The organism is uncultured Chitinophaga sp. (assembly GCF_937898475.1).
In the GTDB taxonomy this organism is placed as follows: domain Bacteria; phylum Bacteroidota; class Bacteroidia; order Chitinophagales; family Chitinophagaceae; genus Chitinophaga.
Map to the genome: position 1 here is coordinate 318,963 of NZ_CALEJS010000015.1, position 24,372 is coordinate 343,334.

22 protein-coding genes and 1 other RNA gene are annotated in these 24,372 nt (G+C 49.3%); 12 read left to right on the top strand and 11 right to left on the bottom strand.

Annotated elements, in window-relative coordinates:
• Positions 1-28: 28 nt before the first annotated feature.
• The 5 genes from Q0577_RS08165 to Q0577_RS08185 all read left to right on the top strand — a co-directional run bounded on the left by Q0577_RS08165 (position 29) and on the right by Q0577_RS08185 (position 4,291).
• Positions 29-1,654: an amino acid permease gene (locus Q0577_RS08165; protein ID WP_298734660.1), complete on the top strand. Its 1,626-nt coding sequence runs from the start codon at positions 29-31 to the stop codon at positions 1,652-1,654.
• A 177-nt stretch (positions 1,655-1,831) separates the two neighbouring features.
• Complete coding sequence (locus Q0577_RS08170; protein ID WP_298734662.1) at positions 1,832-2,269, top strand: DoxX family membrane protein; 438 nt, start codon at positions 1,832-1,834, stop codon at positions 2,267-2,269.
• A gap of 119 nt (positions 2,270-2,388) precedes the next feature.
• Positions 2,389-3,414 carry a Smr/MutS family protein gene (locus tag Q0577_RS08175; protein WP_298734665.1) on the top strand — a complete coding sequence of 342 codons (1,026 nt, stop codon included), beginning with the start codon at positions 2,389-2,391 and terminating at the stop codon, positions 3,412-3,414.
• 38 nt (positions 3,415-3,452) lie between these two features.
• An RNA gene (gene rnpB, locus Q0577_RS08180) (RNase P RNA component class A) lies at positions 3,453-3,834 on the top strand.
• Positions 3,835-3,880: 46 nt separating this feature from the next.
• Entirely contained in the window at positions 3,881-4,291 is a 411-nt protein-coding gene (locus tag Q0577_RS08185; protein ID WP_298734667.1) for a DUF4870 domain-containing protein, read from the top strand.
• Positions 4,292-4,447: 156 nt separating this feature from the next.
• Here Q0577_RS08185 and Q0577_RS08190 read toward each other — a convergent pair whose 3' ends face one another.
• The 9 genes from Q0577_RS08190 to panC form a co-directional block, all read right to left on the bottom strand.
• The gene (locus tag Q0577_RS08190; RefSeq protein ID WP_298734669.1) at positions 4,448-6,079 is read right to left on the bottom strand and encodes a S8 family serine peptidase; all 1,632 of its coding nucleotides are present in this window, start codon (positions 6,077-6,079) and stop codon (positions 4,448-4,450) included.
• Between the two features lie 933 nt (positions 6,080-7,012).
• The gene (locus Q0577_RS08195; protein WP_298734671.1) at positions 7,013-8,542 is read right to left on the bottom strand and encodes an aldehyde dehydrogenase family protein; all 1,530 of its coding nucleotides are present in this window, start codon (positions 8,540-8,542) and stop codon (positions 7,013-7,015) included.
• Positions 8,543-8,692: 150 nt separating this feature from the next.
• Positions 8,693-9,586 carry a DUF1338 domain-containing protein gene (locus Q0577_RS08200; protein ID WP_298734673.1) on the bottom strand — a complete coding sequence of 298 codons (894 nt, stop codon included), beginning with the start codon at positions 9,584-9,586 and terminating at the stop codon, positions 8,693-8,695.
• Positions 9,587-9,626: 40 nt separating this feature from the next.
• Positions 9,627-10,442, bottom strand: coding sequence for a 3-methyl-2-oxobutanoate hydroxymethyltransferase (gene panB, locus Q0577_RS08205; RefSeq protein ID WP_298734675.1), 816 nt, complete (start codon positions 10,440-10,442; stop codon positions 9,627-9,629).
• Between the two features lie 167 nt (positions 10,443-10,609).
• A complete protein-coding gene (locus Q0577_RS08210) occupies positions 10,610-11,500 on the bottom strand; it encodes an exopolyphosphatase (protein WP_298734678.1) in 891 nt (296 codons plus the stop codon).
• 197 nt (positions 11,501-11,697) lie between these two features.
• Positions 11,698-13,863 (bottom strand): polyphosphate kinase 1, encoded by a 2,166-nt coding sequence (gene ppk1, locus Q0577_RS08215; protein ID WP_298734681.1) that lies wholly within the window; start codon positions 13,861-13,863, stop codon positions 11,698-11,700.
• 97 nt (positions 13,864-13,960) lie between these two features.
• On the bottom strand, positions 13,961-14,965 hold the full coding sequence (locus Q0577_RS08220; protein WP_298734684.1) for a lysylphosphatidylglycerol synthase transmembrane domain-containing protein: 1,005 nt from the start codon (positions 14,963-14,965) through the stop codon (positions 13,961-13,963).
• Positions 14,966-15,010: 45 nt separating this feature from the next.
• The gene (panD, locus tag Q0577_RS08225; RefSeq protein WP_298734687.1) at positions 15,011-15,355 is read right to left on the bottom strand and encodes an aspartate 1-decarboxylase; all 345 of its coding nucleotides are present in this window, start codon (positions 15,353-15,355) and stop codon (positions 15,011-15,013) included.
• A gap of 245 nt (positions 15,356-15,600) precedes the next feature.
• Positions 15,601-16,467 carry a pantoate--beta-alanine ligase gene (gene panC, locus Q0577_RS08230; RefSeq protein ID WP_298734690.1) on the bottom strand — a complete coding sequence of 289 codons (867 nt, stop codon included), beginning with the start codon at positions 16,465-16,467 and terminating at the stop codon, positions 15,601-15,603.
• A gap of 221 nt (positions 16,468-16,688) precedes the next feature.
• Between panC and Q0577_RS08235 the strand changes: the two genes are divergently transcribed.
• From Q0577_RS08235 to metK, 3 genes are all read left to right on the top strand, one after another.
• Positions 16,689-17,507 (top strand): glycogen/starch synthase, encoded by an 819-nt coding sequence (locus Q0577_RS08235; protein ID WP_298734692.1) that lies wholly within the window; start codon positions 16,689-16,691, stop codon positions 17,505-17,507.
• Between the two features lie 130 nt (positions 17,508-17,637).
• Positions 17,638-18,999 (top strand): DUF4270 family protein, encoded by a 1,362-nt coding sequence (locus tag Q0577_RS08240; RefSeq protein ID WP_298734694.1) that lies wholly within the window; start codon positions 17,638-17,640, stop codon positions 18,997-18,999.
• A 15-nt stretch (positions 19,000-19,014) separates the two neighbouring features.
• A complete protein-coding gene (gene metK / locus Q0577_RS08245) occupies positions 19,015-20,268 on the top strand; it encodes a methionine adenosyltransferase (RefSeq protein WP_298734696.1) in 1,254 nt (417 codons plus the stop codon).
• Between the two features lie 140 nt (positions 20,269-20,408).
• Here metK and Q0577_RS08250 read toward each other — a convergent pair whose 3' ends face one another.
• Both Q0577_RS08250 and Q0577_RS08255 read right to left on the bottom strand, forming a co-directional pair.
• Positions 20,409-20,930, bottom strand: a complete 522-nt coding sequence (locus Q0577_RS08250) for a peroxiredoxin (protein WP_298734697.1) — start codon at positions 20,928-20,930, stop codon at positions 20,409-20,411.
• 130 nt (positions 20,931-21,060) lie between these two features.
• Complete coding sequence (locus Q0577_RS08255; RefSeq protein ID WP_298734701.1) at positions 21,061-21,693, bottom strand: outer membrane beta-barrel protein; 633 nt, start codon at positions 21,691-21,693, stop codon at positions 21,061-21,063.
• A 158-nt stretch (positions 21,694-21,851) separates the two neighbouring features.
• On the opposite strand from Q0577_RS08255, the gene pyrR reads away from it, so the two are divergent.
• From pyrR to Q0577_RS08275, 4 genes are all read left to right on the top strand, one after another.
• Positions 21,852-22,382 (top strand): bifunctional pyr operon transcriptional regulator/uracil phosphoribosyltransferase PyrR, encoded by a 531-nt coding sequence (gene pyrR, locus Q0577_RS08260; RefSeq protein WP_298734704.1) that lies wholly within the window; start codon positions 21,852-21,854, stop codon positions 22,380-22,382.
• Positions 22,383-22,490: 108 nt separating this feature from the next.
• The gene (locus Q0577_RS08265) at positions 22,491-22,901 is read left to right on the top strand and encodes a four helix bundle protein (RefSeq protein ID WP_298734707.1); all 411 of its coding nucleotides are present in this window, start codon (positions 22,491-22,493) and stop codon (positions 22,899-22,901) included.
• Between the two features lie 106 nt (positions 22,902-23,007).
• Positions 23,008-23,943 (top strand): aspartate carbamoyltransferase catalytic subunit, encoded by a 936-nt coding sequence (locus Q0577_RS08270; RefSeq protein WP_298734710.1) that lies wholly within the window; start codon positions 23,008-23,010, stop codon positions 23,941-23,943.
• Positions 23,944-23,970: 27 nt separating this feature from the next.
• Positions 23,971-24,300: a DMT family protein gene (locus Q0577_RS08275; protein ID WP_298734713.1), complete on the top strand. Its 330-nt coding sequence runs from the start codon at positions 23,971-23,973 to the stop codon at positions 24,298-24,300.
• Positions 24,301-24,372: the final 72 nt, after the last annotated feature.

Consider the following 24,372-nt stretch of genomic DNA (forward strand, 5'->3'; position numbering starts at 1 on the left):
TCGCACATTCACCAAAATTGAACTTGCTTTGTCTAATTCGTTATTCCGCAGGAAGTCGTTATCCACTATACTGAAAGATGCCCGTGAAGGGCTTACTGATGGTCACGGAACTGGTGAACTCCGTAAGGTACTAAAAGTTAAAGATCTGACAGCCATGGGGATTGCGGCCGTTATCGGGGCCGGGATCTTCTCTACTATCGGGGAGGCTTCCTTCCACGGTGGTCCGGGTGTGTCCATCCTCTTTATCATCACGGCCATCACCTGCGGTTTTTCAGCATTGTGTTATGCGGAATTTGCTTCCCGGGTACCGGTATCCGGCAGCGCGTACACCTATTCATATGTAACATTCGGTGAGCTGGCGGCCTGGGTGATAGGCTGGTCGCTCATCCTGGAATATGCCATTGGTAACATAGCCGTTTCCATTTCCTGGAGCGGCTATTTTAATAACCTGCTGCGGGGCCTGGGCATGGAATTCCCGGCCTGGCTGACCAGCAATTACGACAATGCCACGGCAGAAACGCTGGCGGCGGCGCCCCGGATTGCCGGCATCCCCATCATCCTGAACCTGCCTGCCTTCCTCATCGTGGTATTTATTACCTGGCTGGCTTATGTGGGCATCCAGGAAAGCAAGCGCAGCGCCAATATGATGGTGGCTTTCAAGATACTGGTGATTGTTTTCGTGATTGTGCTGGGCGCATTCTATGTAAACCCGGAGAACTGGAATCCCTTTTTGCCAAACGGCTTTTCGGGGGTGCTGCGGGGGGTATCGGCCGTTTTCTTTGCCTATATCGGCTTTGACGCGGTGAGCACCACGGCGGAAGAATGTACGCATCCCCAGCGGGATCTGCCCAAGGGCATGTTCTACTCCCTGATCATCTGTACTGTATTGTACGTGCTGATCGCCCTGGTGCTGACGGGGATGGTGCCCTTTACCCAGCTGAAAGTGGCTGACCCCCTGGCTTATGTGTTTGACGCGGTAAAGCTGCCCTGGATCGGATATATCATTTCCGTAAGTGCGGTGATCGCCACTACCAGTGTGCTGCTGGTGTTCCAGATAGGGCAGCCCCGTATCTGGATGAGCATGAGCCGCGACGGATTGCTGCCTAAACGCTTCAGCAAGATACATCCCCGTTTCAAAACGCCCTCCTTTGCCACCATCATTACGGGCATTATCGTGGGCGTTCCGGCCCTGTTCCTTAACCTGACCATTGTCACGGATCTGACCAGTATCGGTACACTGTTTGCCTTCATCCTGGTATGTGGCGGCGTACTGGTACTGCCCAGGGAAGAAAGCGTGAGCGGCCGTTTCAAGCTGCCGTATATCAACGGGCAGTGGATCGTACCTGGCCTGATCATCCTTTTTATACTGGTTTTCCGCGCTCCCCTGGCAGAGAAATGGTCTTTTGCCGACGGCTGGGACGAGTGGAAACATAATATTCCCTTCTTTTTATTTACCATCGTAGCGGTGGTGATCAGCGTACTCTCCTTTACCCGTAAGCTCTCGCTTATCCCGGTGCTGGGCCTGCTCAGCTGCTTTTACCTGATGACCGAAATGGGTCTCAAGAACTGGATCGTATTCGCGGTCTGGCTGCTGGTGGGGCTCATGATCTATTTTGGGTATAGTTACCGGAACAGTAAGCTGGCGAAAGTCTGACGTTTGAGGTTTGAAGTTAAAGACGGGCCCCCTGCCTGACGTGTTCAACAGCTGCAGGATAGCAGGCTGCTACTGAACCTGTAACCTTTAACGAACCTCAAACCTCAAACCTCAAACTTTTTTCGTATATTAGGTTAAGCTCTTTGATTGATTTGATTGATCTTAAAACCTAATGTTATGAATCTGCTACAGCGAATTGAAAGCTGGGGCGACCGGCATCATCCGAAATGGATAGATTTTGTGCGGATAGGATTAGGCATGTTCCTTTTCTATCTGGGTGTGATCTTCATCCAGAACAGGGACGCGCTGACCGCTCTGATCGATGAAAGCCCGTTCCTCACGGTAATGTCCTTCTGGCTGGCGCATTACATTGTATTTGCCCACCTGGCAGGCGGATTATTGCTCACCCTGGGATTGCTAACGAGAGTGGCTGTTATTGCAAACATACCGGTTTTATTGGGTGCTGTGTTATTCGTGCATTCCCCAACGGGATTGTTCACGGTATATACGCAGCCCGGCCTTTCCATCATTGTCCTGTTTCTGCTGATCTTCTTCCTGGTAGAAGGCGGCGGCCCCGTTTCCCTTGATGCATATATGCGCAGGCATCCTAATTGAGGTATTTTGGGGAGGGCAATCTGATTTTAGATTTACGATTTTAGACTTTAGCTTTGGGATTGTTAATCAGTTAAAAGCTGGGATCGTATATTTAAATTGTCAGTGGAGAGAATGCCATCATGAAATATGAAATAGGAGATAAGATAATACTGCTGCATTCCAAGGAGGAGGGCACTGTAATTGACATTGTGAACCACGAAATGGTAATGGTGGAAGTAGGTAACATCACTTTCCCCGTGTACCTGGATCAGATAGACTTCCCTTATTTTTACCGCTTTACCGAAAAAAAGACCCCTGTTGCGGCTCCGCGTAAGATGATACCCGGAGACGAGATACCTGTGGAGAAAAAGAAGCATGAGCATTTTCGTACAGACAAGGGCGTATTTCTTTCCATGCTGCCCGTATACCAGCAGGAGGATATGGAAGAGCAGATACAGCTGCTGAAATTCCACCTGCTGAATGAAACCCAGCGTACCTATCGCTTTCATTTCCAGATATGGCTGAAGAACCAGCTGGACCTGGAGATCAAGAACGAACTACTGCCTTTCAATAATTTTTACCTCGCTGATCTGCTGTTTGAATCGCTGAATGACAGTCCGCGGTTTGAATTCACCTTCTCCCTGAAAGATCCCGATCCCAAACTGGCGCCTTCTTTTAAAAAGAGCTGGAAGATCAAGCCCAAACAGGTATTTCACCAGCTGCATGATCTGCGGATACGGCGGGATGCCATGCTGAGCTTTCCGCTGTTTGAGAAGTACCCCGAAAAGCACGCGGCTACAACCGCCGGGTTTGACGCAACAGACCTTGGCCGCCTGTCGCCGGGCACCATCCAGGTGGCAGCGGATACCCCACTGGAACCCAAGTACGAACTGGACCTGCATATAGAAAAGCTGGAAGAGGACTGGAAGAGCTTAAGCAATATTGCCATCCTGGCGATACAACTGAATGAATTTCAGCGTTATCTGGATCTGGCTATTTCACACCGTCAATCCAGCATGATCGTGATCCACGGCCTGGGTAAGGGCAAGCTGCGCGACGAGCTGCATCATATACTGCGGCAAACCCCGGAGGTAGATAACTTTGTGAATGAATATCATCCCAGGTACGGTTACGGCGCTACGGAGATATTTTTTAAATACGCATAGCTCTTAATTATGCGTAACTTTGTGCACTGATAACGTAAACTACAAACCGAGCTATCGTCTTCTTAGCAATAGGAGGAAGGAAAGTCCGGACAGCATAGGGCAACACACCACCTAACGGGTGGGATCGCGGTGCAAGGCTGCGAGACAGATAGTGCCACAGAAAATAACCGCCCTGGCTACGGCCGGGGTAAGGGTGAAAATGTGGGGTAAGGGCCCACGTCGCGGTATGGCAACATGCCGGGAGGGTAAACCTTGTGTGCTGAAATGCCATGTATACGGTCGTTTGAGGGCTGCCCGTCCGATGACCGAGGGTAGGCAGATACAGGTGGCGCGTGAGCGTCATCGCAGATAAATGATAGCAGTCCTGTTCCGGGTAACCGGCCGGGATCACAGAATCCGGCTTACAGGTTTGTAGTTTTATGTTATTCCCTATGCCGTTGCAACCACGCTAAACGCTTATACTTTTATGGAACAAAAAGAAGAAAAAACCTGGGGCGCCCTGGTACATCTCGGCGGATTGATAGGTATGGCCGTACTTTCCTATGTAGGCAATATCATTGGTGCGCTGGTCATGTGGCTGATCAAACGCAATGAGTCGTCTTTCATTGACAACCAGGGAAAAGAGGCCCTTAACTTCCAGATCACCCTTAGTCTTATTAATGTAGCCATTGGCCTGCTGATCAGTGTCCGTCATGGTGTGTGGGCCTTCCGCAGGGTCTGGCGCGACGACTGGGACTTTGATGTTTTCAGTTTTTCATTTGTGAGCCTTTACGGTATAGTATGGCTGCTTAATATTATCTTTTCGATTATCGGTGCGGTGAAAGCGAGCAGCGGAGTAGCGTACAGGTACCCGATCAGTTGGCGTATCGTGAAGTAAAATTCCAGAATCCAAAATCCAAATTCCAAAGAAGATACCAGAAGTCAGAAACTAAATAGCAGACAAAATAGTAAACAGAAAAAATCCCAAATTCCAAAGTAACTAACGGAGATCTCCGCGCTTTGGAATTTGGGATTTATTATTTGGAATTTCTTTTTATCCTCGTTTTACCGGCTGCATCTTAGGCTTAGGTTTCTTGTTACCATAGGCGCTGATGCTGTCGGCCAGCTTTAGGGCTTTGTAGGCGTTGACGATACCGCCGGTAACAGACAGTTCAGAGAAGGGAACTTTTTCGTCTGTACCGGGTTTGTTTACCAGGCTGTCGGGCATTGGCACGGCGGTTTTTTCCAGTACCATCTTCAGCTGCTGGGCAGTGAGATCAGGGTAGTAGGAGAGAACGAGCGCTGCCACACCGGCTACAACGGGAGCGGCCATACTGGTGCCGCTGGCGCTGCCGTATTTGTTACCACCGGGCACGGTAGAATAGATCTGTACGCCGGGGGCGAAAAGGTCTACTTCCCTTCTGCCGTAGTTGGAGAAGTTGGCCACTTTGGAGCCCGGCTGGCGGCCGGAACCGCTGGCGCCTACTGTTATGACGTTGTTGGCTACGGTATGGTTGTTTAAGTGCGGTGTCGGGAAATTGTCTACCACGTCGTTGTCGCTGGCATCGTTGCCGGCGGCATGCACAAGGAGTACGCCTTTTGCCTGGGCGTATTCAATGGCATCGTCTACCCACACTTTATTGGGACTGAAGCCTTTACCAAAGCTCATGTTGATGATCTTGGCGCCATTGTCCACCGCGTAGCGGATACCCAGGGCCACGTCTTTATCGCGTTCGTCGCCATCAGGCACTACTTTAACGGCCATAATGCGCACATTGTCGGCCACACCGTCTATGCCCACGCCATTATTGCGAACGGCGCCGATGATACCGGAAACGTGGGTGCCGTGGAAGGAGAAGTCGCCCATTACGTCGTTGTTGCCGTAGTAGCGGTCATTGATGTCGTCAATGTTATCGCCCACGATCTCGGCGCGTTTATCTACCAGGCCTTCGTCCACTCTTTCCGCTTTCTTTTTCAGATCGGCCAGGTATTCTTCAAATTCGGATTTAAATTCAAGGTAGGCGATGTTCTCTTCGCCGGTACTTTGCAGCAGGCGGATCATGAAGTTTTTGGCCAGCATCACATCCTGATCGGTGGTCTCGATGCTGTCCAGCCTGTTGACGTTAAAGTCGTCTTCTTTCAGGTAGGTGGTCAGGATGTAGGCGCATTTCTTCAGGTTGTCCTGCAGCTTTGACATGGTCTTGTAAGACATTTTGTACTGGCTGGTGGGTTTTACCACTTTATCCACCAGTTTTTTCCAGTAGGCATATTCCCTGGATTGCGGGTCCATGGTGGAGTCGGGATTGCCGTAGATCTTCTTATAACGGAAATACTCGCGGGTGGCTTCGTCAGAATCTTCTTTGATACTGCGGCCGTCTTTGCCGCCGAGGAAGTTCCAGCCATGAATATCGTCCACATAGCCGTTACCGTCATCATCGATGCCGTTGCCCGGAATTTCTTTGGGGTTTGTCCAGAGTACCGGACGAAGATCTTCGTGGGTGGTATCGATGCCGGAGTCTATCACAGCTACTACTATGGGCGTGCTTTTTTTGCCCTTCAGCAGCTCTTTGTAAGCTTTATCCGCACCTATTCCATACACGCTGTCCTTTTCAAAGCTTAGTAAGTGCCAGTTTTTCGGTACCGATGTTCCCTGGGCGAATGAGCCGAAGGGGATCGTCAATAACATAACACAAGCTGACAGGACAGCAACTGCTCTGCGTAAATTCATTTCTAAGTTGTTCTTTTTTAGTCAGATGGACCTTGCATTTTAAAAAACGCCCGGTACCGGTTCCAAATATTAAAAATAAATGTTGGTAATAACAATGCTATGTCGAGCAAGTTAGGTACCAGAATTGGTTAAAGATATGTAAAATGATATTATGACAAGACAAGAATCTGACAAGCGTGCAAAAAAGATGATTGGTGACAAACTCCACCATTCGGAAGCGGACAGGCCAGTAGAAAAATTGCAACCGGGAACTTTTATTGCAGCAATTTTCGGGAGGATGAGGTGCGGGAATGTAGCAGTGAATTTAAAACGCTGTGTGAAATAGCTGGTAGGAATAAACTGATAATCAATAATTAACGGTTGTTTTCTTTAAAAGGGCTTTATTTACATTAAATATGAAGTTAGATTTTGCAAAAGTGATGTTCAGAAAAAGCGCACTATAGCACAAAAGTAGAATATGAATTCTCAAAAAAAAGTACAATATTTATCACTGGAAGAATATTTGAAGGCCATCTTCGGCCTCTCAGATGTTTTTCTCATAAGCATGGTTTCCGTTTAACGAAAAAGCGAGGTTCTCTAACCTCGCTTATTTTTTTATTGTGGTAATTGGAACCGATTGCGATTAGATGAAACGTAATAGAGGGGGAGGTTATTTTTTATTTACGGTTTAAAGGGATAGTTTTTTAGACGAATACGAATGTGGGTCGGTTTAATATGAGGAGGGTTTCAGTGCAATTGCAGGAAGGTTGCAGGAGGTGGAGCGGGTTGTTTGGCAGGGAAAGGTTCCTCCTCTCTCCATGAGGGAAACATATGAAATACCTGGTATAAAGGATTGTGCTTCGTTGGCGGGATGGAGGCCATTGTCTGGTTTATACGACCAGCCCCGTCCCCTTACACTGTAAACTTAATCCCCTGCGCCAGTGGAAGCGTAGTAGAATAATTCATGGTATTCGTCTGCCTGCGCATGTAGTTTTTCCAGGCGTCTGAGCCGCTTTCGCGGCCGCCGCCGGTTTCCTTTTCACCGCCGAAGGCGCCGCCGATCTCGGCGCCGGAGGTGCCGATGTTCACGTTGGCAATGCCGCAATCAGAGCCGGCGCTGCTGAGGAAATGTTCGGCCTCGCGCAGGTTGAGCGTCATAATGGCGGAGGAGAGGCCCTGTGGTACGCCATTCTGCATATCTATTGCCTCCTGGATGGTGTTGTATTTCATCACGTAGAGGATGGGGGCAAAAGTTTCGTGCTGTACGATGTCGTAATGGTTCTCTACCTCGGCGATGCAGGGACGAACATAGCAACCCGACTCATAGCCTTTACCATCCAGTACACCGCCTTCTACCAGGAAGCGGCCGCCCTGCTGCCTCACCTGTTCCAGGGCCCGCAGGTAGGACTGCACGGCGTCTTTATCAATGAGGGGGCCTACGTGGTTGCTTTCGTCCAGCGGGTTGCCGATGCGAAGCTGCTGGTAGGCATGCACGAGTTTTTGTGTGAAAGTGTCGTACACGCTTTCTTCAATGATCAGCCGGCGGGTGGATGTACAACGTTGTCCGGCGGTGCCTACGGCGCCAAATACGCAGCCGATCAGCGCCATATCCAGGTCGGCCGAGGACGAGATGATAATGGCATTATTACCGCCCAGCTCCAGCAGGGCCCTTCCCAGCCTGGCGCCTACAGCGGCGCCTACGGCTTTGCCCATACGGGTAGAGCCGGTGGCGGATACCAGCGGGATGCGCGTGTCGTGAGAGAGCCATTCACCTGCTTCGCGGCCGCCGGCTACCAGGCAGCATACGCCTTCGGGTACGTTATTGATCGCAAATACCTGCTGTACAATATGCTGGCATACCAGGGCGGTTACGGGAGTTTTCTCAGAGGGCTTCCAGATGCATACATCGCCACAAACCCAGGCCAGCATGGAGTTCCAGCTCCAAACGGCTACGGGAAAGTTAAAAGCCGAGATAATGCCGGTAATACCCAGGGGATGCCATTGCTCATACATCCGGTGGCCAGGCCTTTCAGAATGCATGGTGAGTCCGTACAGCTGGCGGGACAGGCCTACGGCAAAATCGCAGATGTCTATCATCTCCTGCACTTCGCCATAGCCTTCCTGCAGGCTTTTACCCATTTCCCAGGATACCAGTTTGCCCAGGGCGATTTTGTGGTTGCGCAGGGCATCGCCGATCTGCCGCACTATTTCACCGCGCTTGGGAGCGGGCCACAGGCGCCATTGTTTGAAAGCTTCCTGAGCAGTAGCTACCACTGCATCATATTCTTCCCTGGAAGCGCCCTGTACTTCAGCGATCAGTTCCCCGTCTACCGGCGAGTAAGAAGCCAGCAACTCGCCGCTTCCCTTTAACCAGGTTGCCCCGGTGCTTACACCGCTGTTCCTGGATTGTATGTTGAATTGTTTTAAAGTGTCTGTGATCATAAGTGCAAGATACTAATTAGCTGTCAGCTGCTGGCTGTTAGCTAATAGCGTTTTGTTAAATATCGTTTGTTAAATAGCTGGTATCTGGCTGCCCTATTTTCTTCGCTGCATTTAGCTATAGCTGATAGCCTGCAGCCAGCCGCCAGCCGCTTATTCCTCCCCTTTCCCCGTTTGCGCCCTATACGTACTCTCAAATATCTTGTCGGCATTACCGGCTTCGAAGCCGTCGCGGCGGTGTTCGCGGGTGATCTGGCCGGCGGGCAGGTGGGCGAACTGTGGCAACACCTTTCTCTCCGCAAACTCTACATAGGAGCCGGCGATGCGGTAGCTTTCGTTACCGGAGAAGGTGGCTGTGATCATATTGGCCACGGTGGCGCTTTGCAGCAGGCCGCCGTCCGGACTTACCTTTATTTTTCCGCCGGCGTTGTTAAGCACAAAGCCGTGGCGTTCCAGGAAAGCGTTAAAATCGGCTACCGTGTTATAGCCTTCGGGGAGGTTGTGTACGCTGATGGTAAAGTGGTTGAGGTAATAACGGTTATAGATCACCCAGGCGGCATATTCGCTTTCTTCTGCTAAAGCCTTATAATCTTCCAGGGTGGGCAGGCGCCACAGGCCGCTGTGCAGGAAAGTATCCACGGCGGCGGCATCATCAAGATCGAGGGCGTCTACCGGGTCGGTCTTCACTTCGCTGGTATAGCTGTTGATGAGCGCCTGGCTACGCGGATGCAGGTCCTGCACCCGCAGTTCGCTGATGAAGATGCGTGGGTACCGGGGGGAAGGAGGGGCATACCAGAAGGCGTTCAGCTTTTTTTCTTTAAAGAAGTAGGCGTCCCGCTTCGTGTAGCCATGATGTAAAAAGATCTTTTCGAGGGATTGTATCCCCAATGGGGGAACGCCCATGGTACGGAAGGCGATATGATCATTCTCCACATCGTCCGCACGTTGAATGATCCCTTCCCTGATCATGGTCTCGATAATGGCCTTTACATCCGGTACACGCTCCATGTAGCGCTGCATCAGGCCGTTCAGGATATTTTCAAGCATAAAACAAGAGAGTTTTGGTGGGTTTCAATCCTCAAACAATTTAATATTGTTCGTTCTCGTTCGGGAAATCTTTTGCTTTCACATCGTGAATGTATTGCTGGGAAGCTTTGAATATCTCTTCGTAGAGGTTGAGGTAGCGGCGCAGGAAGCGGGGCTTGAATTCCTTGTTGATGCCCAGCATATCGTGCATTACGAGCACCTGTCCGTCTACATACCTGCCGGCGCCGATGCCGATACAGGGGATCTGTACGGTTTCGGCTACTTTTTTGGCCAGCTGGGCGGGTATCTTTTCCAGTACGATGGCAAAGCAGCCGGCCTCCTGTAAGAGCTGTGCGTCGTGCAGCAGTTTGTTGGCTTCGGCTTCTTCGGTGGCGCGTACGGCGTAGGTGCCGAATTTGTAGATGGACTGGGGGGTAAGGCCCAGATGGCCCATTACGGGTACGCCGGAAGAGATGATCCGTTTTACGGATTCAATGATCTCTTCGCCGCCTTCGATCTTGATGCCATGCGCGCCGGTTTCTTTCATGATGCGGATGGCAGAACTCAGCGCTTCCTTTGAATTGCCCTGGTAAGAACCGAAGGGGAGGTCTACCACCACGAAGCAGCGCTTAATGGCCCTTACTACGGAGGAGGCATGATAGATCATCTGGTCCAGTGTAATGGGGAGCGTTGTTTCGTGGCCCGCCATTACGTTGGAGGCGGAGTCGCCCACCAGTATTACATCCATACCTGCATCGTCAAAAATACGGGCCATGGAGAAATCATAGGCGGTGATCATGGATATCTTTTCCCCATCGACTTTCATCTTCTGCAGTACATGGGTGGTAACACGCTTAACTTCCTTATGTACAGACATTTGCTAATTAATAAAATGAAAAAAAATAAAGTTTGAAGGTTTGAGGATCTGATCGTTTGAAGGCGGCTCCTGTATACGGGGAACTTTCAAACAGTGAAACTTTCAAACCTTTAAACTTTGAGTTGATCACAAATTTGGGGAATATATTCCTAAAGCATCAATTTTTTTTAAATGGGCTGGTTGCTGATCTCCGCGTAGAGGGCTTGTATGAGACCATCGGCCAGGCCTATTTTGGGCACATAGATCTCATCGGCGTCTGCCCAGCGCATCACATTCACGTAGATCTGGAGGGCGGGTACGATCACATCTGCACGGTCTTCCCGGAGGTTGTACAGGTGGATCCTTTCCTCCACGCTGAAGCTGGAGAATTCCTTATAATAGTCTTTCAGCGTTTCCAGGGAAAGGGGTTTGCCTTCCTTGCGTTTGGAGAGGGAGAAGATCTTGTTGATGTTGCCACCGGAGCCGATTGCCGTTACGGGGCCATAGCCTTTCAGCATCTGCTTGAGGGTATCCTTCATATACTGCCAGTGCACATCTGTTACCTGCTGCTGCAGCAGGCGGATGGTACCGATATTGAAGGAGGTTTTGAAGATAAGCCGGTTGCGGCTGAAGAAGGTCAGCTCGGTACTGCCGCCGCCTACATCTATATATAAATAAGAGCTGGTGGAGGCCATGTGTTCGGCCACGTGATTCTCGAATATGAAAGATGCTTCTTCTTCGCCGGTGATCACACGGATATCGATGCCGGTTGTCTGCTTCACGGTCTTCAGTATGTGAGGGGCATTACCGGCATCGCGCATGGCAGAGGTGGCGCAGGCCTTCAGGTATTTTACGTTGTATACTTCCAGCAGCAATTGAAACGCTTTGATGGTGTTCAGCAGGTCTTCCGCCTTTTTATCAGAGATGACGCCGGTAGAGAACACGTCGAAGCCTAAACGCAGGGGCACCCGTACCAGGTTCACCTTTGTGAAATCCATCACCCCGTTGCTTTTCGGAGAAGCCTCCGAAATGAGCAGCCTTGCAGCGTTAGAACCTATATCAATTGCAGCTAACTTCATGGTAAAATTCCAAAATCCAAATTCCAAATCCCAAATACCAAATTTCAAATTCCAAAGTTTGAAATTTGGGTGATCTTATTTAAAGGCCAAGATACAATCTCAAAAACCAAATCTAACATAAACCCGGCTAATCTCCGCATTTTGGAATTTGGTATTTGGAATTTGGAGTTTCCCTTTGGTATTTGGAATTTGGAATTTTACTCCTGGTATTGTTTGTCGTGCAGGTAGCGGTAGATCTCTACCTGGGAGCGGATCTTCTTACCGGAGTGGTCGCGTTTGTATTCGTTCTTCTGCTCGTTATCGAGAATACGGGCTTTCACGTTGCCGCTGAGCTGGATCTGCATGATGTCTTTCAGTTCCTGTGCGATGGCCGGGTCAAGGATGGGAACGGCAGCTTCCACGCGGTGATCCAGGTTGCGCAGCATCCAGTCGCAGGAGGCAATGAAGATGCGTTCCTGTCCGCCGTTATGGAAGATGAACACGCGCGCATGCTCCAGGTATTCATCCACAATGCTGACGGCATGAATGGGTTTGTGCCACTTCTTGTTCTCGGTATAGGCGCAGCAGATGCCCCTGATCACCATCTGGATGTCTACTCCTTCTTTAGCGGCCTCATACAGTTTAGCGATCAGTACAGGATCGGAGAGTGAGTTCATCTTGATGATCATTCCTGCTTTTTTCCTGTGCTTTGCATGCTTGATCTCTTTGTCTATCATCCTGATGAAGAAGTCGCGCATGTTATAGGGGCTTACAGGCAGCGTGGTACATTTTTCCAGCGTGGACTTTATATCATGCCGCGGGCTTTCAAGGTAGGCAAAAATGCGGTTGATATCTGCCATGATGGAGCGGTTGGCGGTCAGCAGGCAATGATCGCCGTATACGCGTGCCGTTTTCTCGTTCAGGTTGCCGGTGCTTACAAATCCACATTGAACTACCTTGGTGCCTATCTTCTTCTTGATCACGCAGAGCTTGGCATGTACTTTCATGCCGGGAATACCGATCAGCACTCTTACGCCTTCATCTTCCAGGCGTGTTTTCCATGCCAGGTTATCGGCTTCGTTGAAGCGGGCACGCAGCTCCAGGGCAACGGTAACCTGTTTGCCGTTGCGTACCGCGTTCACCAATGCGTTCATGATCTTGGAATTGCGGGCCAGGCGGTAAGCGGTGATCTTGATGGATACTACGTTGGGATCGATCGCCGCTTCGCGCAGCAGGTCGATCACCGTATCAAAAGAATGATAGGGCAGATGGAGCATTACATCCTGTTGCTGTATTACGTGCATCACGCTGGGCGCGTTCCTGAACAGCGGGTGTATGAATGTTTTGCGATGCTGCTGTTGTTTGTTGGAGAACACAGCATCGGGGAATTCCATGAAGTCTTTGAAGTTGTGTATCCTGGCGCCGGGAACGAGGTTATCTTTCCCGGAAAGGCCCAGCCGGCGCATCAGGTATTCCAGCAGCAGGGGATCGATATCCTTGTCATAAACAAAGCGTACCGGTTTACCCTTGCGGCGTTCTTTCAGGCCTTTTTCCAGCTGGTGGATCAGGCTGGTGGAGATATCGTTATCGATGTCCAGTTCCGCATCGCGGGTTACCTTGATGATGTGTGCGTTGAACTTATCGTAGCCGAAATAAGAGAAAATAATGGGCAGGCAAAAGCGCACCACGTCTTCCAGGAGAATAATATCGTGTTCGCCTTCTTTGGAAGGCAGTATGATAAAGCGGGGAAGGATGGCGGTAGGGATCTCTATGAGGGCAAACTTTGTTCTCACGGAGTTATCCTGCCTGGCCAGCACTACGGCCAGGTAGATGGATTTATCCCGCAGGTAGGGCATGTGCTGGATACTCTCTATCATCAGGGGGATGATATTGGTACGCACTTCCTCATCGAAATAGCTGAGTACAAATTTCTGCTGCTCCTTGTTGAGCTGTTTCTCTGTGCGGATGAAGATCTTTTCTGCACGCAGCTCTTCCTCGATATTTTTCCAGATACGGTCAAACTCGCGTTGCTGTTGTACCCCTATCTGCTGAATATCGTCCAGTATCTGATCGGGATTATCTTCCAGGTGTACTTTGGCAGAACGGCCAAAAGAAAGCATACGTTTGAGGGTGGCCACCCTTACACGAAAGAACTCATCGAGGTTATTGGAGAAGATGCCAAGAAAACGGATCCTTTCCCGCAGGGGTACACCGGGATCGGCAGCTTCCTGCAGCACCCTTGCATTAAAAGAAAGCCAGCTCACATCCCTGGCGATCATCTTCTTCTTCTGCGGGATCTCCGTTTTTTTCTTGCTGCCTTTTTTGTCCGGTATTAAATCTGTAGCGGCTACCATATCAGCTGGTTCACTTTTCGTCAAACGCATAAATCGATATTTGCAATCTGGAGGTTGTTCACAATAACCACCTAACATACATATTTTCAGGGAACCTGTATGTTAAATTTACGCTATTTGCGCCGATCTACTTCTGCTTATTATTATTGAATACCGGCAGCAGAACAAGAGAGAGTAATCCTACCACCATTACCAGCAGGGTTTGCGCCAGCCAGAGGATCCAGCTAAAGGCAAAGCCGGTAGATTCATGGATGTTGTAGAGGATAAGGGTTTTGGTTACCAGCGCATGATAAGCGCCGATTCCGCCCTGGGTAACGATCATGCCTATACTGCCTACACCGAGGATGGCCAGGGCTGCGTTAAAGCCGAGGTGTTTGGTTTCATCCAGCGTATAAAATCCGCAGTACAGCATGGAGAAGTACAGGGTCCATATCAGCAGGGTATAGAAGATGAACCAGCCTTTGCGTTCCATTTTACCTACAGAGAGGATGCCTTCCAGCACGCCTCTTGCCAGGGAGCGTAAGGTGATGGCCGCTTTGGAGCGGGCAAAGAGGCGGAAAAAGAAATACAGGAGGATGATGACGCCAACCAGTATACCGATATAGAGGAGCATTTGTGCGCTGCCTGCGTTCGCAAATTTTTGCTGCAGGGGGTGCCATACTTCTGTCTTAAAGAACTGGCCGATAAGGTCTATCTGTACCAATACGGTGGCTATCAGGAGGATAACGAGGCAGATGAGGTCTATGGCCCTTTCAGCGATCATGGTGCCGATCAGTTTATCGGCGGGTATCTTTTCATAGCGGGCCAGGATGCCGCAGCGGCTTACTTCGCCCAGCCTGGGAACGGCCAGGTTGGCCAGGTAGCCTACCATAACGGCAAAGAACGTATTGAGGGTACCGGGTTCGTAGCCCAGGGGTTTGATGAGCAGTTTCCAGCGTACGGCCCTTGCCCAGTGACTGGCAATACCGATGATCATGGCGGGAATTACCAGCCAGTAATGGGCATTGCGAAGGGCAGTTTTGATCTGCTCTTTCTGTTCTGCAGTAAGGTCTTTTGTGATGAGCCATATCAAAACCAGACCAATGCCCAGGAAGATAGCTATCTGAATTACGTTCTTAAGTTTTTTGGGCATATAATAGGTTTTGGGAGGCCGGTTAGTCCATGGACAATAGACTACCTACAGTTTATTGCCTTCTTTCGGGAAGATGGCCACCGGCGTATGCTTTTTGGCTTCTTCAAAATCCATGATGGCATAGGAGATGATGATCACCACATCACCCACGGCGCACAGGCGGGCTGCCGGGCCATTCATGCAGATCACCCCTGAACCGCGTTTACCTTTCAGCACATAGGTCTCCAGTCGTTCGCCGTTGTTTACGTTCACTACCTGTACTTTTTCATATTCGATGAGGTTGGCGGCATCCATCAGGTCTTCATCGATGGTGATGCTGCCCACATAGTTCAGGTTGGCTTCTGTAATAACAGCACGGTGTATCTTACCTTTAAGTACTTCGATCTGCATAGTTTAGTTTCAGAATCCGCAAAACTACGCAAAATCCCAGATTTCAAATTCCAAATACCAAATACCAGATTCCAAATACCAGATTCCAAATACCAGATTCCAAATACCAGATTCCAAATACCAGATTCCAGATTCCAAAGGCTATATTTCCAAAGTCCGGATACAATCGCAAGTCCCAAAGCCTGATTGAGCACATTTGTGGTCTTCGGTTTGGAATTCGGATTTTGGATTTTGGAATTTAGTCTTTACACCTGCATGTTGTCGATGAGCCTGACGGGACTGCCCTGCATTTTAGCGGCCACTACGGCGTACATAGGCCCGGGGGCCGATGCTGCGGAGCTGGGGTAGGTGATGGTATTGCCGTCTTTTACGGCGATCAGGTCCAGGTAATCCGCTTCAAATTTACTGGACGCTAACTGCAAGCGGGCGGCAGTCATGACCTCGGGCAGGGGTTTACCTTCCCGGACATTGTCCCGTATATAGGAGAGGGCCTTAAAAAGGGCCACGGCATTTGTTCTTTCTGCGGGACTGAGGCGCACATTGCGGCTGCTCATGGCCAAGCCATCCGGTTCGCGCAGGGTAGGGCAGATGATCATTTCAGCCGGGGAGCCGATCAATTTTAACAAATGTTTTACAACCAGGCATTGCTGCAGGTCTTTCTGCCCCATGAAGAGCTGATCCGGCTGAACAATATCCAGCAGTTTATGTACAATACGGCCTACGCCCTGGAAATGACCCGGGCGGTGGGCGCCTTCCAGTACGGTTTCCAGTTCGCCGAAGTCGTAATGCGGGGCCGGGGCGTCCAGGCCTTCGGGATACATTTCGGCTACGGAAGGGAGGAAAAGCACATCGGCGCCTGCTCCTGTGAGCAGTTCAATATCTTTTTCTATGGTGACGGGATACTTTTCAAAGTCTGCAGGATCATTGAACTGGGTAGGATTGACAAAGATGCTGCATACTACCAGGCTGGTGTGTTGCCGGGCCTCGTGTATTAATGACAGGTGCCCCTGGTGAAGGGCGCCCATAGTGGGTACAAATCCGATCTTTGATCCTTTCTGCCGGGCGGTTTCAAGAAAGAGCCGGAGGTCTTTCTGCTGTTTGAATAGGTACATGTTAAAATAAGCTGTTAGCTTTTGGCTGTTAGCATTTAGTTGGTAGTATCTGGCTGTCAAAGCGTGTCATAACGCGCGCAAATACTACGTAAAAAAGGGCGTTTCTGCCATGAAACAATGCTTAAAGCGATGTTAAAAGTGCCAAATTGTCCTTTTTTCTTTAAAAAATCCGTAATTTTGCAAGCCAAATTAAAAATTACTGCATTAATAATCAGCATTAAATGTCCACAAAGAAAAGAATTCTTTTTATTGCCCAGGAAATGTCGCCATATTTGGATCTGACTGAATATGCGGCCATGGTCAATAAAATGGCAATTAAGTCCAACGAGGCTGGATTGGAGGTTCGGGTGATCATGCCCAGGTTTGGCATTATTAATGAGAGAAGACATCGTTTGCACGAAGTGGTACGGCTGTCGGGGATCAATATTGTGATAGACAATGATGATTATCCCCTGATCATTAAGGTGGCTTCTTTGCCAAGTGCGCGCCTGCAGGTGTATTTCCTGGACAATGAGGATTATTTTAAGCGTAAAACGGTATTTACCGACGAGAACGAGCAGTTCTATGATGATAACGCGGCCCGTTCCGTGTTCTTCTGTAAAGGGGCGCTTGAAACGGTGAAAAAATTTGGCTGGCCGCCGGATATTATCCATTGCAGCGGCTGGATGACATCACTGATACCTATGTACCTGAAAACAGCCTATAAGAAGGAGCCTGTTTTCGCACATTCCAAGATCGTATATTCACTGGAACCCAATTCTTTTAAAGAGAAGCTGGGTGCCACCTTTGTTAAAAAGGCCACTATCAGCAACCAGATCAAGGAGAAGGATATTGAGCTGTACAAGGAAGGCACCAATGCGGCCCTGAACAAAGGCGCTGCCAAATATGCCGACGCTGTGATAGTGGCAGGAGATAAAGTTGATAAAAAACTGGTAGAAGAAATAAAGGGGGAAAAGGGCAAGATCGTTCTTCCGTACAAGAAAGAGAACGAGGACCTGGCTGACTACCTGCAGCTGTATCACCAGCTGCTCGGAAAATAGAGTATTGAGGTCATGGTCCATAGTCAACGGTCCATGGCATATCCGGTTGCTTAAGGAGATTTTTTTGGCAAGATAACAACAATGGACCATGGACAATGGGCCATGGACTAAACAAACAAAACCAATACGCGTGAGAATTTTTTTCAGGAACCTGGGATTAGTCGCCGCTTTCTTTACCGCGCTCTATATTTCATCCGGTTGTAACGAAGCTACCATCCTCGGAAGGGAGCTGATTCCCGGAAAGGACTTTGTAAACGGAGAAGATACCATTATCACCGATATCATCACACACAACATCTGGAAAGTAGATTCCGCCGTGTTCACCGGGCGGGGAAATTATAACAAAGTGCTGGGCTCCATCGTGGATGATCCCCTGTTTGGCAGAACCCACGCTTTTGTATATACGCAGATGAGCCTTCCCAGCAACGCTTACAGCTGGCAGGGCACCAACCAGCAGCTGGACTCTGTGGTGCTGAGCCTTTCCGTAAGAGGTTATTACGGCGACTCCCTGTCTCCGCAGACCTTCCGGGTGTACCGCATGAACGAACCCGATTTCAGGGTTGATTCCAATTACCGTTATTACCAGGCATTAAAATATAATGCAGGCGAACTGCTGGGTACTGCCACTGTCATACCCAGGAACCTGAAAGACTCCGTATCAGTTTACGGCGTAAAAGAGGGTCCGCAGCTGCGTATCAGACTGAGTAACGCCTTCGGCACCCAGCTGCTGCAGCAAACCTCCACCACCGGCTTTACAAACGACTCTACTTTCCGCGCTTTCCTGAGAGGATTTGCGATCGTACCGGATACCATGCTGTCTACCAACCGTACCATGCTGTACCTGGACATGACAGAACCGGAGAACTACCTGACGGTATTCTATAAGAACTCGGAGAACGATTCCCTGCAAACGCATTTCTCTTTTGGCGGCGCCGCGGCACATGCCAACTATTTTGTGCGTAACCCGATGGGCTCCCAATCGGCGCAGTACCTGAACACCAACCGTCCGGAGGGCGACAGCCTGCTGTTCCTCACCGCTGCTCCCGGTTTCTACACCAGGATCACCATCCCCAACCTGGAAAACTTCCCGAATGCGGTGATCAACAAGGCAGAACTGGTAGTAACAGAGATATCTACCGGAACAGGTGACCTGGATAATATATATTCTGAACCAGATTACTTATTTTTGATGCAATATATAAACGGGGATACCACCAGACCCGTGATAGATTACGGTAACCCTCAGAATCCCAACCAACCTTATTTTGGTGGCGATAAAACAGAGGTGAACGTCGGAGGAGTGAAAGTATCACAGTACAAGTTTAATATTGCACGGTTCATGCAGTTCCTGCTGCGTAAGCAGGAAACCAATACCGGTTTCAAACTGGAGGCATTGTCCCCCCGGAATATTGACGTACAACGTGTGAAGGCAGGAGGAGGGATCCATTCCCAGTACAATTTAAAACTGCGAATTATTTACACTAAACTTTAAAAGCGAAAGAGAGCTATGCCTTATTTATTTACGTCAGAATCGGTATCAGAAGGGCATCCCGATAAAGTAGCGGATCAGATATCCGATGCGTTGATTGATCATTTCCTTGCGTATGATGCAAAGTCAAAAGTTGCCTGCGAAACATTGGTAACTACCGGGCAGGTAGTGCTGGCAGGTGAAGTAAAATCCGATGCATACCTGGATGTACAGGATATTGCCCGCGAGGTGATCCGTAAGATAGGGTATACCAAAAGTGAATATATGTTCGAAGCCAACAGCTGTGGTATCCTGTCGGCTATCCATGAACAGTCGCCCGACATCAACCAGGGTGTTGACCGTAAGAACCCTGAAGAGCAGGGCGCCGGCGACCAGGGTATGATGTTTGGTTACGCTACGAAGGAAACGGAGAACTATATGCCGCTGGCGCTTGACCTGGCCCACAAACTGCTGATAGAGCTGGCTGCCATCCGCCGCGAAAATAAAGATATCACTTACCTGCGCCCGGACGCCAAATCACAGGTGACCATCGAGTACTCTGATGATAACAAGCCCGTTCGTATAGACACCATCGTGATCTCTACCCAGCATGATGACTTTGACAAGGATCAGCAGATGCTGGACAAGATCAAAGCCGATATGATCAACATTGTGGTGCCCCGCGTAAAGGCGCAGCTGAAACCTGAACTGCAGGATCTGTTTGACGACAAGATCACTTATCATATCAATCCTACCGGTAAATTCGTGATCGGTGGTCCGCACGGCGATACCGGCCTGACCGGCCGTAAGATCATTGTAGACACTTACGGTGGTAAAGGCGCGCACGGTGGTGGTGCATTCTCGGGTAAAGATCCTTCCAAGGTAGACCGTTCTGCAGCATACGCTACCCGTCACATCGCCAAAAACCTGGTAGCCGCCGGTTTGTGCGACGAAGTACTGGTGCAGGTATCTTACGCTATCGGCGTAGCCAAACCCTGTGGCCTGTACATTAATACCTACGGTACCGCCAAAGTGAAAATGAGCGATGGAGAGATTGCCCGTATGGTAGAAGAGATCTTCGATATGCGCCCTTACTCTATCGAGCAAAGGCTGAAACTGCGTAATCCTATCTACAGCGAAACCGCCGCTTACGGACACATGGGCCGTAGCAACCAGGTGGTTACGAAAGTGTTCAACAAAGGCAAACAGAACGAGAAGAAAGTGGAAGTGGAACTGTTTACCTGGGAGAAACTGGATTATGTGGATGCGGTTAAGAAGGCGTTTGGGCTTTAAGATTTAAATACCAAATACCAAATTCCAAATTCCAAAGTGCGGAGATGGCTGCGAAGCGCTCCACGGTTTGGAATTTGGAATTTTTATTTTAGGTTTTGAGCATTTGGAACCTGGCAATTGTTATTTGGAATTTGGAATTTTCACTTTGGAATATGCTGAAGCGCCGTCAGCGCTTCCGTCACATGTTGTTCTGCGTTGCGCATGGAATTGAACTGATGAATGATAACCCCGTTCCTGTCTGCCACGTACGTTACTCTTCCCGGTAATACAAAATTCTTAGGCACCCCGAATAGTTTTCTTACTTCGTTGGCGGTATCGGCCAGCAGGGTGAAGGGCAGCTGGTGGTGTTCGGCAAATGCTTTGTGCGACTGAACGCCGTCGCTGCTGATGCCGATCACGCGGGCGCCCTGTTCGCGGAACTGTTCGTAGGCGTCGCGGAAAGAGCAGGCTTCCTTGGTGCAGACGCTGGTTTCATCTTTCGGGTAGAAATAGATCACCAGTGGTTGTTTGCCTAATACGGAAGAAAGATCGAAGAGCTGGCCGTTCTGATCTTTCAGGCGGAAGGTGGGTACCTTGTCCCCGTTCTTCAGCTGCGCCCGGGCGCCGCAAGCCAATATGAAAACCAGGCAAGCCAGCAGGGCAGTGGGCATGAACTGTTTCATAAGATGGTTTGATTTTGTGCTGGAACAAAGTTCGGGGATCGGGGCGTAAGATGAGAAGAAATTTTTGGGCGGAAGGAGAGAAGCGGTTGTCCTGCCAGGTGGCAGGACAACTCATGCTGCGGGTCTCCGGTCAGAACAGGAAATTAATTCCGATCCTGAACTCTTCCGTGCCGTTGCGGCTGGACCTGATACCAAAAGAGTGGCTATAGCCGAGATCGTTCTTCTGATAATCATAGCTGACAAGGCGGCCCAGGGAAGCCTGCAGGGCAATGTTGCTTTTTAAGCGGAACATCAGACCGGGTTCATAAAATGCACCGGCGCCCCAGTAATCCATTTTGGAATGAACGCTGTCAGTTTCCTGGGTGCTCTTAATGTAGCTGCCGTAGAGGCCCAGATCGTTATAAATACTGAACCTGCTTTGCCATAGTGGGATCTCAAACCGGACGAAAGGCCCGAAGGAATAAAGGTTATACTCATTCCTGTTAACAGCTCCGCTGTTTTCATTTTTGTTGTAAGCATAAGTAAGGCTGGCTCCGATTGCGAAAGTAGCAGACAAATAATGCGCATAAACCGGGGCTACACTGATGCTGGTACTCGTTCCTTCTGACGTGGTTGTGGCATTTTTGTCTGTTGAATATCCGAATCCAAGCGTACCGCCGATGAGGTTTCGTTTAAATGACGCGGGTTGTTCCTGGGCTTGTGCTTTGGGTTGAGCAAACAACAAAAGGGTTCCCGTGCAAAGGGACAATAGAATTCTCTGCATAGTGTACTGGGTTTAGTGATATAGATTGTTAACGGCAGCAATCTAAACAGTAAAATGAAGATGTATTGTTAAAGAGTGTTATTTGTTTTCTAAGGTAATGTTAAAAGAGTTCTATGGCTTTTAATTACTATTTTTGGACATCAAAAATTTAATGCGCTTTGAAAACCATACTGAATGGGACACAGTTGGCCATTACAATAGACAGGCTTTGTCACCAGCTGATAGAGAATCACCTCAATTTTGAGCATACGGTGCTGATAGGCCTGCAGCCCAGGGGCATCTACCTGTCAGACAGGATCTATCATACACTGCAGAAGCTGTTGCCCGCTACGCCTATTGCCTACGGTAAGCTTGATATTACTTTTTACAGGGATGATTTCAACAAGGGAACTGCCCTGCATGTGCCCAATGAAACAGACATCAATTTTTCCATAGAGAATAAAAGGGTCGTACTGATAGACGACGTATTGTATACAGGCCGTACCACACGTTCTGCCCTGGATGCCATGCTTGATTTTGGCCGCCCTGGTTCCGTAGAGCTGCTGGTATTGATAGACCGCCGTTTTACCCGCCAGCTGCCTATCCAGGCTGATTATACGGGCCGTACCATCGATGCTATTATCAGTGAAAAAGTGCGGGTATTGTGGAAAGAACGGGATGGGAAAGACGAAGTAATTATATTGGAGTAGAATCCAAATTCCAAATCGCGGAGATTTTGGCGGAGAACTTTGGGAGTGTAATTTATCGTACATTGTATTATTCTGTCATTCTATTATTGTTAACCTAAAGTGATCATTATGTTCAGGGATTTAGCAGAGCGAACGATGACCTTTGCCCGCGACGTAAGGGATCTTTGTAAAGAACTGAAAAAGGATGTAATAAATAATGTATATATACAACAATTGATCAGGTCAGGCAGTTCCATAGGGGCTAACTATATTGAAGCGAATGAAAGCCTGGGTGCAGCTGATCGTAAAATGCACATACGTATTTCCAGGAAGGAGGCAAAGGAGTCTAAATGGTGGCTACGATTAATTGTGATTGGCGCTCATGAGCAACAGCAGGCGGCTGTTAGAGTACAGCTGATCGACGAAGCTGAACAATTACGTAAGATAATGTCATCTATATTGCAGAAGCTGGAAGCAAGCCCGGTAACCTGGTTTTCATTACTGACTTACCAGGACACCGGATTTAAGCCAGGTGTTTGAAATGCAATCTCAGGACCTGGCATCTAACCTTTGGATTTTGGAATTTGGAATTTAGTATTTGGAATTTAGTATTTGGTCTCTGGAATTTTTATATTTGCACCTTAGAATGTCACTCTCAGTAAAACATCTTCTCGGAATTCGCGATCTGGAACGTCAGGATATAGAGCTTGTTTTTCAAACAGCTGACCAGTTTAAAGAGGTTTTGCAAAGGCCCATCAAGAAAGTTCCAACATTGCGGGACACTACCATCGTTAATTTATTTTTTGAGAACTCTACCCGTACACGGATCTCGTTCGAGCTGGCGGAAAAACGGCTCAGCGCAGATGTGGTGAACTTCTCTGCATCCGGCTCTTCTGTCTCAAAAGGAGAAACGCTGATCGATACGGTGAACAATATCCTCTCCATGAAAGTGGATATGGTGGTGATGCGGCATTCTGCCAGCGGCGCCCCCCACTTTTTATCGCAACACATCAACGTGCCCATTGTGAACGCCGGCGACGGTATCAATGAGCATCCCACCCAGGCATTGCTGGATGCCTTTTCCATCCGCGAAAAGCTGGGCAGCATTCAGGGTAAGAAAGTGGCCATCTGTGGAGACATCATGCACTCCCGCGTTGCGCTGTCCAACATCTACTGCCTGAAGAAGCTGGGCGCCGAGGTTACGGTAGTGGGCCCACCCACACTGATCCCCAAGCACATGGAAGCCGCACTGGGCGTTAATGTAACATATAACATCCGCGAAGCCCTGGCCTGGGCCGATGTAGCTAACGTACTCCGCATACAGCTGGAAAGGCAGAACACCCCGCTGTTCTCCTCCCTGCGCGAATACTCCCTGGCCTACGGCGTAAACCGCCGCCTGCTGGACAGCCTCCAGAAAGACATCGTCATTATGCACCCCGGCCCCATCAACAGGGGTGTAGAACTCAGCTCCGACGTTGCTGATTCCGGACAATCCATCATCCTTAACCAGGTTGAGAACGGCGTAGCCGTTAGGATGGCGGTACTCTATCTGTTGGCAGGGCATCAGCAGCTGGCTAATTAACAGTAAAGAATAATTAATTACAAAGCGGTGCGCACAGTCATCCTTCTTTTGATCTCCAACACCTTCATGACCTTCGCCTGGTATGGGCATCTGAAACACCCGGCTACAGCGCTGTGGAAAGTAATCCTGATCAGCTGGGGCATTGCCTTTTTTGAGTATTGTTTTATGGTGCCCGCCAACCGGTTCGGAGCGCAGGAAGGCTTTAGCGGTTTCCAGCTGAAGACCATCCAGGAAATAGTGACATTGACGGTATTTGCGCTCTTTGCCCTTTTTTACCTGAAAGAACCTTTCCGCTGGAACTACCTGATCTCTTTCGCGTTCATACTGGGCGCCGTGTATTTTATGTTCAAAAAGTAGTCAGCCCCACTTATCCACTCATCAGCCCATCTGTCCACTCCCTTATTTTTGTCATTTCCTGCTCTGCATACG

Bases quoted from the DNA above. Each gene is read 5' to 3' on its own strand.
- Q0577_RS08170 (WP_298734662.1), top strand. From the start codon at position 1,832: ATGAATCTGCTACAGCGAATTGAAAGCTGGGGCGACCGGCATCATCCG.
- Q0577_RS08175 (WP_298734665.1), top strand. From the start codon at position 2,389: ATGAAATATGAAATAGGAGATAAGATAATACTGCTGCATTCCAAGGAG.
- Q0577_RS08185 (WP_298734667.1), top strand. From the start codon at position 3,881: ATGGAACAAAAAGAAGAAAAAACCTGGGGCGCCCTGGTACATCTCGGC.
- Q0577_RS08190 (WP_298734669.1), bottom strand. From the start codon at position 6,079: ATGTTATTGACGATCCCCTTCGGCTCATTCGCCCAGGGAACATCGGTA.
- Q0577_RS08195 (WP_298734671.1), bottom strand. From the start codon at position 8,542: ATGATCACAGACACTTTAAAACAATTCAACATACAATCCAGGAACAGC.
- Q0577_RS08200 (WP_298734673.1), bottom strand. From the start codon at position 9,586: ATGCTTGAAAATATCCTGAACGGCCTGATGCAGCGCTACATGGAGCGT.
- panB (WP_298734675.1), bottom strand. From the start codon at position 10,442: ATGTCTGTACATAAGGAAGTTAAGCGTGTTACCACCCATGTACTGCAG.
- Q0577_RS08210 (WP_298734678.1), bottom strand. From the start codon at position 11,500: ATGAAGTTAGCTGCAATTGATATAGGTTCTAACGCTGCAAGGCTGCTC.
- ppk1 (WP_298734681.1), bottom strand. From the start codon at position 13,863: ATGCGTTTGACGAAAAGTGAACCAGCTGATATGGTAGCCGCTACAGAT.
- Q0577_RS08220 (WP_298734684.1), bottom strand. From the start codon at position 14,965: ATGCCCAAAAAACTTAAGAACGTAATTCAGATAGCTATCTTCCTGGGC.
- panD (WP_298734687.1), bottom strand. From the start codon at position 15,355: ATGCAGATCGAAGTACTTAAAGGTAAGATACACCGTGCTGTTATTACA.
- panC (WP_298734690.1), bottom strand. From the start codon at position 16,467: ATGTACCTATTCAAACAGCAGAAAGACCTCCGGCTCTTTCTTGAAACC.
- Q0577_RS08235 (WP_298734692.1), top strand. From the start codon at position 16,689: ATGTCCACAAAGAAAAGAATTCTTTTTATTGCCCAGGAAATGTCGCCA.
- metK (WP_298734696.1), top strand. From the start codon at position 19,015: ATGCCTTATTTATTTACGTCAGAATCGGTATCAGAAGGGCATCCCGAT.
- Q0577_RS08250 (WP_298734697.1), bottom strand. From the start codon at position 20,930: ATGAAACAGTTCATGCCCACTGCCCTGCTGGCTTGCCTGGTTTTCATA.
- Q0577_RS08255 (WP_298734701.1), bottom strand. From the start codon at position 21,693: ATGCAGAGAATTCTATTGTCCCTTTGCACGGGAACCCTTTTGTTGTTT.
- Q0577_RS08265 (WP_298734707.1), top strand. From the start codon at position 22,491: ATGTTCAGGGATTTAGCAGAGCGAACGATGACCTTTGCCCGCGACGTA.
- Q0577_RS08270 (WP_298734710.1), top strand. From the start codon at position 23,008: ATGTCACTCTCAGTAAAACATCTTCTCGGAATTCGCGATCTGGAACGT.